Below are 13,957 nucleotides of genomic sequence, written 5' to 3'. Positions count from 1 at the left end.
AAGCGGCGCGCGAAGGGGGCGCACACCGGTGCCCCTGGGGGCGCACACCGCGCTCCAGGGGCACCGTCGCAGCTGTTGTCGTCGGCCGGCTGGGCTCAACCGCCCAGTGTTCCGCCTGCCTCGGGCGCCTGAGTGACCATCGTGTCCGTCCTGAGGTGGATCACTCCGTAGTCATAGGCATGTCGCCGGTAGACGACGCTGGGTTCCTTGGTCTCGGAGTCGACGAAGAGGTAGAAGTCGTGCCCGACCAGTTCCATCTCGTAGAGAGCCTGGTCGAGGGTCATCGGGGAGGCCACGTGCGTCTTCTCGCGGACCACGAGGGGTCCGTCCCCCTGCACCTCCAGCGAGCCGACCTTCTTGGTGGGCACCTGGCCCGCGTCCGCTTCCGTCGCGGTCTGACCGCTGCCGTTCAGGGTTGCCGCGCCGGGGACGTGGTCGGGGACCTCGGCGGCCGGGATCCGGCGCGCGCCACGCCGCGAGAAACGCTTGTCGTGCTGCTTGCGCAGCCGGGCGCCGAGCTTCTCCGCCGCCAGGTCGAGGGCGGCGTACGGATCACTGGCCGCTGCCTCCGCCCGGATCACCGGACCGCGGGAACGGAGGGTGATCTCCACCCGGTCGCAGCGGTCGGCCTGTCGGGGGTTGGGCTCCTTGGACACCTCGACGTCGAGGCTGATCACCTTGCCATCGAGCTTCTGGATCTTCTCCAGGTTCAGCTTCTCGGCCACGTGCTTGCGGAACCGCTCGGGCACCTCGGTCTTGCGGCCCTTGACGACGATGTCCACGCAGAACTCCGTTCCCGGATCGCTCCGCTCCGACGGCGGAGCATCTCCCTTGTGCACCCGGTTCCGGCGAGCTCCGGAACCTCGGACTCGGTGACGTCCACCTCCTCCTCCCCCGCGGGCGAGATCTCCACCCGGCCGGTACGGGTGATGGCGAAAACCCGCAGCACGGCATTCCGATATAGCGGGGACGGCCTGCGCCTTTCCCTCACAACCGAACATATCTCGCCCGGACGGATGACGTCACCCTCTACTGCCGCGTACCTCCGTTCAGGTGAATTGACCCCCTCATTACCTGCAACGATGCAGGTTCTCAGTCAGTTCCGGTCTATTCCGAAGGAATCCGGAGAGGCCGCGACGACCGCCGCGCAGACCACATCTCCGGCGCCGTACTCAGCCGCCCTTTCCGGTGGGCCATACAACGAGTTCCCCTCCTTCTGCGTCGATCTCGACTTCCGTTCCCTCATCCCTTCCCGGACCCGCGCCGTGTACACGGCCGTCGTCACCGCCCGCGCCGCCTCCGTCAACGAGGCCCCCGTCGTCATGACGTCGTCGACCAGCACCACCGGACCGCCCAACAGCAGCCGCGCCCCGCCCGCGGCCACCTCCAGCGCGCCGGCGACGTTCTCCAGCCGCTGCCGGGAGGTCAGCCCCGACTGGTCCGCCACGGCACGCCGCTGGCGCAGCACGGCCAGAGCCCGGGCCGGCGTCCCGGACCGCCGCAGCCCAGCGGCCGCCGCGAGCGCGATCCGCCGCCCGGGATCGTGCCCCCTGGCCCGCACCGCCCGCCGCGCGGACGGCACCGGGACGAGCAGCACGGCCCCACCGGCCGGCCCGGCTCCCGCTTCTGCTCCCGCCCCGGCCCCGAGCAGACCCGCCCGTACCGCACCCGCAAGCGCCGTGCCGAGCGGGTGTGCCAGCGCCAGTGCGCCCCGCTCCTTGTGGGCGAGCAGGGCCGCCCGTGCCGCGTCCGCGTACGGCGCCGCCGCGTACACCGCCGGCAGTCCGGCCGGCTCCGGCACCGGTCGCACCCGCCGTGGTGCCCTGCGGCTCAGGGCGGCACGGCACCGGGGACAGAGCACCGTGCGAGGCCTGCCACAGCCTCCGCAATCGGTCGGCAGCACCAGGTCGGTGAGGTCCTGCCACCACCTGCGCATGCCTCTACTGTGCCGACGGCGCACCGTCTCGGCCAGCCCTGTGGACAACGCCCTGTGGACAACTCCCGCCACCGCCCCCGAGGCTTCCCCCACACGGGCGACCGAGGGGTGTCTCGGCCTGATCGGGGAGCGCCAGGTGCCCAGCCGGTCGAGAGGGTCGAGGGGGTCGAGGGGGAAGGGGCGCTCAGCCCGGGTAGACGGGCGCCATCCCGTCCTTGACCACCTTCTGCCACTGCGCCCCGGACGGCAGCCGGACGATCCCGTCCTCCGAGGAGTACGCCACCAGCGGCAACCCGTCGTCCTCGGACGCGGCGATCGACTGCACCCCCGTGAGCGCGGCCGGCGGCGGGCCCTCCGGCGTGGAACCGTCGACCTGGACGTACCGCATCGTCTGCACGCCCCCCTGTTCCCGCCCGGCCACCACGAGCCGGCTGTCGCCGGCCCACGACATGGCGGTGACGTCCTCCAGCTCCGGGGCCGCCGACCGCAGATCGAGCACCGACACCATCGGCCGGTCCCCGGCCTTCTTGTCGCGGTCGTCGCGGTCGTCGCGCCCGCCACGCTCGTCGCGCTGGATCCGCCCGATGAGCAGGGATTTGCTGTCGTTCTCCGCCTTGACGACCAGAGCGATCCGCACCCCGTCGGCGGCCACCCGCACCGCGTCGACCCGCCCCTTCAGACCGGGGACCTGCACATCGAGCGGCTTGCCCCCGCCCTGTTCCAGCATCACCAGCCGCGGCCGGGCGGGATCGCGGTCGGCCACCCACAGGTCACCGCGCGCGTCCCAGCTCGGTGCCGTCAGCCGGTCGTGCTCGGTCTTGCCCTGGCTCACCAGCACCGGCTCGTCGAGCGCACCACCCGGCACGAGCGAGCCCACGAACAGCGACCTGCCGTCGTAGCCGACACCGGCCGCGGTGTGCTCGTCCCACGACACCGCCGCGGAGCTGAGCTTCTGGGTGCCCTCGCCCAGCGCCCCCGGCACGGGTTCGGCGCTCGAGGGGGCGTCGCCGCCGGCGATCCGCACCAGCCGCTGCTTGTCGTCGACGAAGTACAGGTAGTCGGGCCGCTTCACCGACCCCCGCGTGGCGACCCTCTCGGCCTGGGCGTCTCCGAGCGAGCACAGGATGTCGCCGTTGGCGCGCTGGAACGTGACGGTGTCCACGGTCGGGGTCAGGCTCTGCACCGTGAACAGCAGTTGGGTCGCCATCTCCCGGCACTTCTCGCGCCCGACCCCGGAGGCCTTCTCGTTCAGTGGCACCGTCAGCCGGTTCTGGTCGTCAGGCGTCAGCGAGGTGACCCCGTGGCGCAGCGCCGTCCCGGCCGGGAAGCTCGAACTGACCGCCGGCTCCAGCCACCGTGTGGGCCCGCTGAGCAGGGAGCGCACCACCTGAGTCATCGCGTCCACGCGCCGGCGCACGAAGACGGGATCGGCGACGGCGGTCGCCGCCCCCGTCGCGTCCGCCCAGGTGGTGGAGGAGAAGTAGTACTTGTTGACGGACGTGTAGTTGCGCTGGAAGTCCGACTGGCCCATGACGACGCCCTGCGGCAGCACGTCGATGCGCCACTGCCCGCTCTTCTTGTCCCGCGTCAGATGAACCGGCTGGCTGTAGTGGCCGCTCATCGGGGTGTACGACTGCTGCGGGTCCACCCGGGCCACCTTGCTGCCCGTCAGGGTGAACGCGTAGTCGTCGGTGCGGTCGTGTCCCACGGTGCGGTCGACCTGGATGTCCGGGCCGCCCGCGAGCACGGTCGTGGACTGCTCCGGTCGCCAGTTGCCCGACGCCTCCGCCGTCAGATACTGACGCGCCGTCGCATACTGCGGATCGTCACTGGTCAGAGCCTCCAGGAAGCCCTGCACGATCTCCGCGGGCACGGCGTCCTCCCGGGGCGGCATGGCGAACACCTGCAGCTGGCTGTCCTGGCGCGGGGTGGACTCCACGTCCCGCAGATCCCCGTTGTCCGGCATCGAGGCGCACCCCGCCAGCAGGACGACCCCACAAGCGGCGTACGCCACCGCGCGCACCGGCCGCCGCACGCCCCTCACGCGGTCAGCGCCCACGAAATGCCTCCCCTTGCTGTGTCACGTCCAGCGGCCCGGCTTCCGCCCCGGCCGCGGCGTCCGCCGGCTCGTCCCCCGCCGCGTCCACGGCGGACACGGTCTGCTGCCGTCGCTCGCCCGCGGCCGGCCGGGGCACCACACGCGCCCCGTTGCCGGGCAGCGCCGTCGGATCGGCCGTCGGAGCCACCGCCGCCGGGCGGGACGCGATCGGGTCCCGCGACGACGCGATCCGCTCACCCGTCGCCTGCATCGGCACGGTGGCACGCTTCCCGCTCGGCAGACCGGCGTCGTCGAGCCCGCGGTTGCGGCGCGAGTCCTTCGGCTCCAAGGGGACGGGTGAGCCCCGCAGCGGCTCGTCCGCGGTCCTCGGCAGTGTCAGCCGGAACTGCGAGCCGCCGCCCGGCTCGCCCCACGCCTGAAGCCAGCCACCGTGCAGCCGGGCGTCCTCCAGGGCGATCGACAGCCCCAGACCGGTACCGCCCGTGGTCCGGGCACGCGCCGGATCCGCCCGCCAGAAGCGGCTGAACACACGGGTCGCCTCGCCCGGCTTGAGCCCGACGCCGTAGTCGCGCACCGCGACCGCGACCGCGCCGCCCGCCGCGGCGAGCTTGACGACGACGTCCCTGCCCTCGCCGTGCTCCACGGCGTTGACGACCAGATTGCGCAGGACGCGCTCCACACGCCGGGTGTCGGCCTCCGCCACGATCGGCTGCTGGTCGCCGACGACCCGTATCCGCGTGCCCTTGCGCTCGGCGAGCGGCTCCGCGCCGCTGACGACCCGGTACACGACCTCCCTGAGGTCGATCGGCTCGGCCTCCAGCGCCGCCGCGCCCGCGTCGAATCGGCTGATCTCCAGCAGGTCCGCGAGCAGCGACTCGAACCGGTCGAGCTGGTCGGCGAGCAGTTCCGCCGAGCGGGCGGTGACCGGGTCGAAGTCCTCGCGCGCCTCGTGGATGACGTCGGCCGCCATCCGCACGGTCGTCAACGGCGTACGCAGCTCGTGCGAGACGTCGGAGACGAACCGGCGCTGCATCCGCGACAGCTCCTCCAGCTGCTGGATCTTCAGCTGAAGGTTCTGCGCCATCTTGTTGAAGGCCTCGCCGAGCCGCGCGATGTCGTCCTCGCCGGTGACCTTCATGCGCTCCTGGAGCCGCCCGGCCGACAGCCGCTCGGCGATCCCGGCGGCCATCCGCACCGGTGTGACGACCTGTCGCACCACCAGCCAGGCGATGGCTCCGAGGAGGACGACGACGAAGAGACCGGCCGTCGCCAGCGTGCCCTTGACCAGGCTCAGCGACTTCTCCTCCTGGGTGAGCGGGAAGAGGTAGTACAGCTGGTACGGATCCCCGTTGGGATCGTTGACCTGCTTGCCGATGACCAGTGCGGGCTGGGAACCCTTGTCGCCGTCCTTGTAGACGATGCGCGCGTAACTCTGGGCAGCCACCATGCTGTTGTTGATCCGGGCGCGCAGCTCCTCCGGAACGCTCGCCGTCCAATCCACGCCGCCGGAGGCGCGCGGACCGCGTCCGCCCCCGCTGTCGTCGCCGGCGGGCAGCGTGACCACGTCGAAGGCGCCCTGGCCGCCGCTGGACAGCGACGACACCAGGTCGCTCATCCACTGGATGACGTTCTGCGAGGAGTGGCCGTCCGTGACGGAGGCGTCGTCGCCGGGGGCGGTCGCCGTCTCGTCGGCCCGCTGCTTGGCCGCCGCGAAACCGCCGGTGGCCTGGCTCTGCGAGGCCTTCACCTTCGCGTCGAGCAGTCCGTTGCGCACCTGCCCGATGACGACGAAACCGAGCAGCAGGACGACACCCAGGGACATCAGCAGGGTGGTGGCGACGACCCTCAGCTGGATGTTGCGCCGCCACAGCCGCATCACGGGCAGCAGCGGCCTGCGCACCCAGCGCAGGAAGAGACGCAGGACCGGGCTGCCCTGGACGCCGCCGTTCAGCAGCCCGCCCTCCAGAAGGCGTCCCCAGCGGGATCCGGCGGTCGTCCGGCCGACAGGCCGCCCCGTGCCGGCCCCGGTGCCCCCGGGCGCCGAAGCGGCGCTGTCCCCCGACACGTCAGCTCGGTCCGGCCTTGTAACCGACACCGCGGACGGTCACCACGATCTCCGGCTTCTCCGGGTCCTTCTCGACCTTGGAGCGCAGCCGCTGGACGTGCACGTTCACCAGACGGGTGTCGGCCGCGTGCCGGTAGCCCCAGACCTGCTCGAGCAGCACCTCGCGGGTGAACACCTGCCACGGCTTGCGGGCCAGGGCGACCAGCAGGTCGAACTCCAGCGGCGTCAGCGCGATCGACTGCCCGTCCCGCTTCACGGAGTGCCCCGCGACGTCGATGACCAGGTCACCGATGGCGAGCTGCTCCGGCGCGGGCTCCTCCGACCTGCGCAGCCGCGCCCGGATACGGGCCACGAGCTCCTTCGGCTTGAACGGCTTCACGATGTAGTCGTCGGCGCCGGACTCCAGGCCCACGACGACGTCCACCGTGTCGCTCTTGGCCGTCAGCATCACGATCGGCACCCCGGACTCCGCCCTGATCAGGCGGCACACCTCGATGCCGTCGCGACCGGGCAGCATCAGGTCGAGCAGGACCAGATCCGGTTTGGCCTCACGGAAAGCGGCAAGCGCCTTGTCCCCGTCGGCCACGAAAGACGGCTCGAAACCTTCACCACGCAGCACGATCCCGAGCATCTCGGCCAGTGCGGTGTCGTCGTCGACGACAAGGACTCGTCCCTTCATAAACGACATCATCCCATTCTCGTAACGGTGGCGAAGATCCAGGTGAGACAGCTCACTGGCCTGTGACGATAGTCGTACGGAGCCGTCACTGTCTGCCTCCGGTCCCCGAACGGGGTGCCGACGCTCAGTCTGCCGTGGCCCCCCGCGACCTGGCGCACAAGTCTGCCAGGCCCTTGGCGGTCACCGGCGAGACGGCGCCCTCCTCGGTGACGATCGCCGTCACCAGGTCCGGCGGGGTCACGTCGAACGCCGGGTTGTAGGCCTGCGTGCCCAGCGGCGCGACCGGCAGACCGCCGCCGGCCCCCGTGACCTGGACCTGGGGCGCGACGAACTCGGTCACCTCGTAGCCCGGTCGCTGCTCGATCTCGATCGCCGCACCGTCCGGGGTCGCCGGGTCCACCGTCGTGACCGGCGCCACTACGATGAACGGCACGTGGTGGTAGCGCGCGAGCACCGCCAGCGGATAGCTGCCCACCTTGTTCGCCACCGAGCCGTCGGCGGCGATGCGGTCCGCGCCGATCAGCACGGCGTCCACCTCGCCGGCCGCGAACAGCGAGCCCGCCGCGTTGTCGGTGAGCAGGGTGTACGACATGTCGTTGCGGGCCGCCTCGTACGCCGTCAGACGGGCGCCCTGGAGCAACGGCCGGGTCTCGTCGACCCACAGCCGCCGCAGCCGCCCCGCGCGATGCGCCGCGAGCGCCACCGCGAACGCCGTGCCCTCCCCTCCCGACACCAGCGAACCGCTGTTGCAGTGGGTGAGGACGCGGTGCCCGCCGCCGGGCAGCAGCTCGTCCAGCAGCGCCAGCCCGTGCTCGGCCATCCGGGCGCTGGCCCGGGCGTCCTCCCGGTGCAGCTGCCGCGCCGCGGCCAGCGCCGCCGACGCGGCCTGCCCGGGGTCCCCGGTCCTGGCGAGCGCCGCCTGGTGGGCGGACAGCGCCCGGCGCACACCGAGGGAGAGGTTCACCGCCGTGGGCCGTGCGGCCGCCAGCGCGGTCGCGGCCTCGTCCGCGTCGAAGCCGCGCGCGGCGGCGAGCGCGACGCCGTACGCCCCGGCGATGCCCAGCAGCGGCGCCCCGCGCACGGCCAGCGACCGAATCGCCTCCACCAGCGCGGGCGCGTCCGTGCACACCAGCTCGACCTCCTCGGCGGGAAGCCGGGTCTGGTCGAGGAGGACCAGTACCGGGCCCTCGGGCGGCTCTTCCCAGCGGATCGCGGAGGTCCCGGCCGCCCGGTCGTCCTCGCGGGTCTGCGCGTACAGATCAGCCATGCCGTCAGTCTGCCCCTTGTCCCACGAACAATTGAAGGTACGCAGCCGCCACCACCGCCGGTCGCCCGAAGACCACCCCATGGCACGATGGCTGCCAACCTGCCGCCGCGACGGCGGACGGGCACCGTGAAGGAGCGACGATGACAGACACTCCGGGCTGGGCCTCGCCCGGATCCGCCCCGTCCGACGGACAGGAGACCGGTACGTCCGGACTTGGCGACGCCGCCGGCCGCCCCGACGCCGCAGCACCCGCGGGTCCGTCGGGCGAGCAGCCGCAGGGCCCCGGCGTGAAGTGGTCCAAGGAGCAGCCGCCGCCGGGCCAGTGGTCCGCGCCCACGGGAGCCCCGGCCTCCGGCCAGGCACCACCGCCGCCCGCCGGCCCCGGCTGGGGCGGACAGCAGCCCCCGGCCGGCTACGGCCCTGGCGGTCACGGCCCCGGCGGCTACGGCCCTTACGGCGGCCCTGCCTACGGCGGTCCCGGCGGCTACGGCGGCTGGGGTGCCGGCTGGGGCGGCCCGCCCCCCGCGGCCAAGCCCGGCGTGATCCCGCTGCGCCCGCTGGGCGTGGGCGAGATCCTCGACGGCACGGTGTCCACCATGCGCACCCACTGGCGCACCGTCCTGGGCATCACCCTGGCCGTCGCGGTCTTCGCCCAGATCATCGTCATCCTGCTGCAACGCCTGGTCATCGACAGCACCACGAGCAGCCAGGTCCTCAGCGACCCGAACGCCACCCCCGGCGAACTCGGCCGCGCCATGGGCGACGTCATGCTCAGCTCCGGCGCCGTCCTCGTCGTCTCCTTGATCGCCACCGTGATCGCCACCGCGCTGCTCACCACGGTCACCAGCCGTGCGGTCCTCGGCAAGCCGGTCACCACCGCCGAGGCCTGGCGGGACGCCCGCCCCCAGGTGCTCAAGCTGTTCGGGCTGGTCTTGCTGCTGCTGTTCATCTGCCTCGGCGTCATCGCCGTCGGCGCGCTGCCCGGCATCGTCGTCGCCGTCACGACGTCGTCCCTGGGCGGCATAGCACTGGCCGTCCTGGGCGGCCTGGCCGCCTGCGTACCCGCCCTGTGGCTGGCGATCCGCTTCTCGCTCGCCTCGCCGGCCCTGATGCTGGAGAAGCAGGGCATCGTCAAGTCGATGAGCCGCTCCGCCAAGCTGATCCGCGGCTCCTGGTGGCGCGTCTTCGGCATCCAGCTGCTGGCGGTGATCATCGCGTTCCTGGTCTCCGCGGTCATCGCCATTCCCTTCGTCGTCCTCGCCATGGCCTTCGGCGGTGGCGGCATGTCCGCCTTCGTCAGCGGCACCCCGAACATCGGCTGGGCCTACCTGATCATCACCGGGATCGGGTCCGTGATCGGCTCCACGGTCACCTTCCCGATCACGGCAGGCGTCACCGTGCTGCTCTACGTCGACCAGCGCATCCGCCGGGAGGCGCTCGACCTCGACCTGGCCCGGGCCGCGGGCGTCCAGGGCTACGGCTCCGACGCACCACCCTCCGGGAGCTGATGCCGTGAGCCCGGCGGGGGGAGTTCTCACAGCACTGCCGGCGTTCTCACACGCCGTGGACAAAGCCCTGCGGACCGCGCTGCACGCCCGCGGCGCGGTCCTGGCACAGTCGCGCTCCGGAGCCGAGCCGCCGGTGACCGTCCCCCGGGATCCGGCGCGGGAGGCGGCCCGGCGTGAGCTGTCCAAGCCGATGTACCACCAGCACGACCCTGGCCTGCTGCAACGCGCCCTGGACGCCTTCTGGGAGTGGCTCGGCAAGCTGTTCGGCTCCGCCGCGGTCGCCACCCCGGGCGGGAGCATCGGACTGGTCGTCGTCATCGTGGCCGTCCTCGCCGTGCTCGGGGCCCTGTGGTGGCGCCTCGGCACCCCGCGCCGCGCACCCATCTCCTCCACCACCTTGTTCGACGACCGCCCCCGCAGCGCCGCCGAACACCGCGCCGCCGCCGAGGCGCACGCCGCCCAGGGCCACTGGAACCAGGCCGTCCAGGAACGCATGCGCGCCATCGTCCGCTCCCTGGAGGAACGAGCCCTGCTGGACATACGGCCCGGCCGCACCGCCGACGAGGCCGCCGCCGAGGCCGGCCGGGCCCTCCCCGCGCACTCCGACCGACTGCGCGCCGCCGCCCGGGACTTCGACGCCGTCACATACGGCGGCCGCAGCGCGACCGAAGCGGCGTACCACCGCATCGCCGAACTCGACCGCGACCTGGAACGCACCAGGCCCCAGCTCACCGACACCGGCCAGGACAGGACCCCGGCCGGGCACCAGGGAGCCGCCGGATGACCACCGAGGCCACGCTCCCGCCCACCTCCGTCTCGCGCACCGGCCGCCAGGTGTGGACCCGCACGCGCGGGATCCTGCTCGCCCTCGTCCTCCTGCTCGCCGCCGCCGTCGCGATCGCCGCGGTCCAGTCGGGCGACCGGCACGGCCGCCTGGACCCACGCTCCGCGGACCCCTACGGCAGCCGTGCCATCGCCGCGCTCCTCGCCGACCACGGCGTGCCCACACGGGTGGTCACCACGCTCGACGAGGCACGCGCCGCCGCCGGTCCCGACACCACCCTGCTGATCGCCGTCCCCGACCTGCTGACGGACCGGCAGCAGTCCCGGCTGCGCACGACGATCGACGCCTCCGGGGGACGTACCGTCCTCGTCGCCCCCGACTTTCCCTCCGTCAGCGGCCTGGCCCCCGGTGTCACCGCGGCTCGCGCGCCCAGTTTCGACACCACCCTCTCCCCCGGCTGCTCCCTGCCCGCCGCCCGCCGCGCCGGCACCGCGGACACCGGCGGCGGCATCCGCTACGCCACCACCGCCAAAACCGCCGACGCCTGCTACCCCAGTGACGGCCTGCCCACCCTGCTGCGCGTCCCGCAGACCACCAAGGGCGGCGACACCGTCGTCCTCGGCACCCCCGACATCCTCTACAACAACCGCCTCGCCCAGCAGGGCAACGCCTCGCTCGCCCTGCAACTCCTCGGCTCCCGCCCCCATCTGGTCTGGTACCTCCCCTCGCTCTCCGACGCGTCGGCTCACGACACCGGCGACCGCGGCTTCTTCGATCTGCTCCCCTCGGGCTGGGTCTGGGGCACCCTGCAACTCTTCATCGCCGCGGCCCTGGCCGCCCTGTGGCGGGCACGCCGGCTCGGCCCCCTCGTGCCCGAAAGACTCCCCGTGGCGATCCGCGCCTCCGAAACCGTCGAAGGCCGCGCCCGCCTCTACCGCAAGGCGAACGCGCGCGACCGCGCCGCCTCCGCTCTTCGCTCCACCACGCGCACCCGCCTGGCTCCCCTCGTCGGCATCCCCGTCACCCAGGCGCACACGCCCGAGGCCCTGCTCCCCGCCCTGTCCGCCCACCTCCACGGCGGCGGACAGTCCCTGCACGACCTGCTCTTCGGCCCGCCGCCCGGCGACGACGCGGCCCTCGTCTCCCTCGCCGACCGACTCGACGCCCTCGAAAGAGAGGTACGCCGTCCATGATGGACCCGACCACTGACATCGCCGGGCGCACCGAGGACACCGGCGACGCCCGGTCGTCCCTGGAAGCCCTGCGCGCCGAGATCGCCAAGGCCGTGGTCGGCCAGGATCCCGCGGTGACCGGTCTCGTCGTCGCCCTCCTCTGCCGCGGACACGTCCTCCTCGAAGGCGTCCCCGGTGTGGCGAAGACCCTGCTCGTCCGCACGCTCGCCGCCGCGCTCGACATCGACACCAAGCGCGTCCAGTTCACCCCCGACCTGATGCCGAGCGACGTGACGGGCTCGCTGGTCTACGACGCCCGCACCGCCGAGTTCTCCTTCCAGCCCGGCCCGGTCTTCACCAACCTCCTCCTCGCCGACGAGATCAACCGCACCCCGCCCAAGACCCAGTCGTCGCTGCTGGAGGCCATGGAGGAGCGCCAGGTCACCGTCGACGGCACCCCGCGCCCGCTCCCCGAGCCCTTCCTCGTCGTCGCCACCCAGAACCCGGTCGAGTACGAGGGCACCTACCCCCTCCCCGAGGCGCAGCTGGACCGCTTCCTGCTCAAGCTGACGGTCCCGCTGCCCTCCCGCCAGGACGAGATCGACGTCCTCACCCGCCACGCCGAGGGCTTCAACCCGCGCGACCTGCGCGCCGCCGGAGTACGCCCGGTGGCCGGACGCGCCGACCTGGACGCCGCCCGCGCCGCGATCGCCGAGACGACCGTCTCCCCCGAGATCACGGCCTATGTCGTCGACATCTGCCGGGCGACACGGGAATCACCGTCCCTGGCCCTGGGCGTCTCCCCACGCGGAGCGACGGCACTGCTGTCGACGTCCCGTGCGTGGGCCTGGCTGACCGGCCGCGACTACGTCATCCCCGACGACGTCAAGGCACTGGCCCTGTCCACACTGCGTCACCGCGTGCAGCTGCGCCCGGAGGCCGAGATGGAAGGCGTGACCGCGGATTCCGTCATCAACGCGATCCTCGCTCACGTGCCGGTCCCCCGCTGATGGCCCTCACCGGACGCGCCGCGCTCCTCGCGGCCCTCGGCTCGCTCCCCGTCGGCATCTGGGACCCGGGCTGGACGGGCATCCTCGCCGTGAACGCCCCCCTGGCCGTGGCCTGCGCCTGCGACTACGCCCTGGCGGCGCCGGTGCGGCGCCTCGGCCTGACCCGCTCCGGAGACACCTCCGTGCGCCTGGGCGACAGCGCCGACGTCACCCTCACGGTCACCAACCCCTCACGCCGCCCGTTGCGTGCCCGGCTCCGTGACGCCTGGCCCCCCAGCAGCTGGCAGCCGGGCACCGAAACGGCGGCCTCCCGGCATCGCCTGACCGTGCCGCCCGGCGAACGCCGCCGTGTCACCACGCGCCTGCGCCCCACCCGCCGCGGCGACCGCGAGGCGGACCGCGTGACCATTCGTTCCTACGGCCCCCTCGGGCTCTTCGCCCGCCAGGGCACCCACAAGGTCCCCTGGACGGTACGCGTGCTGCCCCCGTTCGCCAGCCGCAAGCACCTGCCCTCGAAGCTCGCCCGGCTGCGGGAACTCGACGGCCGCACCAGTGTGCTCATCCGCGGAGAGGGAACGGAGTTCGACAGCCTGCGCGAGTACGTCCCGGGCGACGACACCCGCTCCATCGACTGGCGCGCCACGGCCCGCCAGTCCACGGTCGCCGTCCGCACCTGGCGCCCCGAACGCGACCGGCACATCCTGCTCGTCCTGGACACGGGCCGCACCTCCGCGGGCCGTGTGGACGACGCCCCGCGTCTGGACGCCTCCCTGGACGCCGCCCTGCTCCTCGCGGCTCTCGCCTCCCGCGCCGGCGACCGCGTCGACCTGCTGGCCTACGACCGCCGGGTTCGCGCCCTCGTCCAGGGCCGCTCAGCGAAAGATGTCCTGCCGTCCCTGGTGGACGCCCTGGCGACGCTGGAACCCGAACTCGTCGAGACGGATGCCCGTGGCCTTACCGCCACAGCGCTGCGTACGGCACCGCGCCGCTCGCTGATCGTGCTGCTGACCAGTCTGGACGCGGCACCCGTCGAGGAGGGCCTGCTGCCCGTGCTCCCTCAACTCACCCAGCGCCATACGGTCCTGGTGGCCTCGGTAGCGGATCCGCTGGTGGCACGGATGGCCACGTCCCGCGGAAACGTGGACGCGGTCTACGAGGCCGCTGCCTCGGCCCAGGCGCAGACCGAGCGCCACCGCACCGCGGAGCAACTCCGCCGCCACGGCGTCACCGTCGTCGACGCCACCCCGGACGATTTGGCGCCGGCGCTGGCGGACGCGTACCTGGCGCTGAAGACAGCGGGAAGGCTTTGAAGGACGGACGACGGACATGAGGGCGGAAGGCCCCGAACGCAGAAAGCCCCCGTGCCATTGGCACGGGGGCTTTCTCACAATTTGTTCGGCGGCGTCCTACTCTCCCACAGGGTCCCCCCTGCAGTACCATCGGCGCTGTGAGGCTTAGCTTCCGGGTTCGGAATGTA

The 13,957-nt window shown here is 72.8% G+C and carries 11 protein-coding genes and 1 rRNA gene; 5 read left to right on the top strand and 7 right to left on the bottom strand.

All coding sequences use genetic code 11. The annotated features are described in order from the left end of the window. Positions 1-95: 95 nt before the first annotated feature. The 6 genes from hpf to mtnA all read right to left on the bottom strand — a co-directional run bounded on the left by hpf (position 96) and on the right by mtnA (position 8,006). Positions 96-782 (bottom strand): ribosome hibernation-promoting factor, HPF/YfiA family, encoded by a 687-nt coding sequence (hpf, locus tag ACIHCX_RS27420; protein ID WP_400033973.1) that lies wholly within the window; start codon positions 780-782, stop codon positions 96-98. A 314-nt stretch (positions 783-1,096) separates the two neighbouring features. After that, the gene (locus ACIHCX_RS27415) at positions 1,097-1,936 is read right to left on the bottom strand and encodes a ComF family protein (RefSeq protein ID WP_400033971.1); all 840 of its coding nucleotides are present in this window, start codon (positions 1,934-1,936) and stop codon (positions 1,097-1,099) included. Between the two features lie 184 nt (positions 1,937-2,120). Beyond that, positions 2,121-3,995: an LpqB family beta-propeller domain-containing protein gene (locus ACIHCX_RS27410; protein WP_400033969.1), complete on the bottom strand. Its 1,875-nt coding sequence runs from the start codon at positions 3,993-3,995 to the stop codon at positions 2,121-2,123. Beyond that, the gene (gene mtrB / locus ACIHCX_RS27405) at positions 3,985-6,060 is read right to left on the bottom strand and encodes an MtrAB system histidine kinase MtrB (RefSeq protein ID WP_400033967.1); all 2,076 of its coding nucleotides are present in this window, start codon (positions 6,058-6,060) and stop codon (positions 3,985-3,987) included. The genes ACIHCX_RS27410 and mtrB overlap by 11 nt, the downstream gene beginning before the upstream one ends. 1 nt (position 6,061) lies before the next feature. Further along, positions 6,062-6,751 (bottom strand): two-component system response regulator MtrA, encoded by a 690-nt coding sequence (gene mtrA, locus ACIHCX_RS27400; RefSeq protein ID WP_009188938.1) that lies wholly within the window; start codon positions 6,749-6,751, stop codon positions 6,062-6,064. 112 nt (positions 6,752-6,863) lie between these two features. After that, positions 6,864-8,006: an S-methyl-5-thioribose-1-phosphate isomerase gene (mtnA, locus tag ACIHCX_RS27395; RefSeq protein ID WP_400033964.1), complete on the bottom strand. Its 1,143-nt coding sequence runs from the start codon at positions 8,004-8,006 to the stop codon at positions 6,864-6,866. Between the two features lie 140 nt (positions 8,007-8,146). On the opposite strand from mtnA, the gene ACIHCX_RS27390 reads away from it, so the two are divergent. The 5 genes from ACIHCX_RS27390 to ACIHCX_RS27370 are packed head-to-tail and all read left to right on the top strand — an operon-like array spanning position 8,147 to position 13,790. Further along, positions 8,147-9,514 carry a hypothetical protein gene (locus tag ACIHCX_RS27390; protein WP_400033962.1) on the top strand — a complete coding sequence of 456 codons (1,368 nt, stop codon included), beginning with the start codon at positions 8,147-8,149 and terminating at the stop codon, positions 9,512-9,514. A 4-nt stretch (positions 9,515-9,518) separates the two neighbouring features. Next, the gene (locus tag ACIHCX_RS27385) at positions 9,519-10,298 is read left to right on the top strand and encodes a DUF4129 domain-containing protein (protein ID WP_400033960.1); all 780 of its coding nucleotides are present in this window, start codon (positions 9,519-9,521) and stop codon (positions 10,296-10,298) included. Continuing rightward, complete coding sequence (locus ACIHCX_RS27380; protein ID WP_400033958.1) at positions 10,295-11,491, top strand: DUF4350 domain-containing protein; 1,197 nt, start codon at positions 10,295-10,297, stop codon at positions 11,489-11,491. The genes ACIHCX_RS27385 and ACIHCX_RS27380 overlap by 4 nt, the downstream gene beginning before the upstream one ends. Beyond that, positions 11,491-12,480: an AAA family ATPase gene (locus tag ACIHCX_RS27375; protein WP_400034453.1), complete on the top strand. Its 990-nt coding sequence runs from the start codon at positions 11,491-11,493 to the stop codon at positions 12,478-12,480. The genes ACIHCX_RS27380 and ACIHCX_RS27375 overlap by 1 nt, the downstream gene beginning before the upstream one ends. Beyond that, positions 12,480-13,790, top strand: coding sequence for a DUF58 domain-containing protein (locus ACIHCX_RS27370; protein ID WP_400033956.1), 1,311 nt, complete (start codon positions 12,480-12,482; stop codon positions 13,788-13,790). The genes ACIHCX_RS27375 and ACIHCX_RS27370 overlap by 1 nt, the downstream gene beginning before the upstream one ends. 83 nt (positions 13,791-13,873) lie before the next feature. On the opposite strand, the gene rrf is transcribed toward ACIHCX_RS27370, so the two are convergent. Then, positions 13,874-13,957, bottom strand: a 5S ribosomal RNA gene (gene rrf / locus ACIHCX_RS27365); the annotation flags it as partial.

Source organism: Streptomyces sp. NPDC052043 (assembly GCF_044548235.1).
GTDB lineage: Bacteria > Actinomycetota > Actinomycetes > Streptomycetales > Streptomycetaceae > Streptomyces.
This window is presented reverse-complemented; position numbering and strand designations above follow the sequence as displayed.

Bases quoted from the DNA above. Each gene is read 5' to 3' on its own strand.
- ACIHCX_RS27415 (WP_400033971.1), bottom strand. From the start codon at position 1,936: ATGCGCAGGTGGTGGCAGGACCTCACCGACCTGGTGCTGCCGACCGAT.
- mtrA (WP_009188938.1), bottom strand. From the start codon at position 6,751: ATGATGTCGTTTATGAAGGGACGAGTCCTTGTCGTCGACGACGACACC.
- mtnA (WP_400033964.1), bottom strand. From the start codon at position 8,006: ATGGCTGATCTGTACGCGCAGACCCGCGAGGACGACCGGGCGGCCGGG.
- ACIHCX_RS27390 (WP_400033962.1), top strand. From the start codon at position 8,147: ATGACAGACACTCCGGGCTGGGCCTCGCCCGGATCCGCCCCGTCCGAC.
- ACIHCX_RS27380 (WP_400033958.1), top strand. From the start codon at position 10,295: ATGACCACCGAGGCCACGCTCCCGCCCACCTCCGTCTCGCGCACCGGC.
- ACIHCX_RS27375 (WP_400034453.1), top strand. From the start codon at position 11,491: ATGGACCCGACCACTGACATCGCCGGGCGCACCGAGGACACCGGCGAC.
- ACIHCX_RS27370 (WP_400033956.1), top strand. From the start codon at position 12,480: ATGGCCCTCACCGGACGCGCCGCGCTCCTCGCGGCCCTCGGCTCGCTC.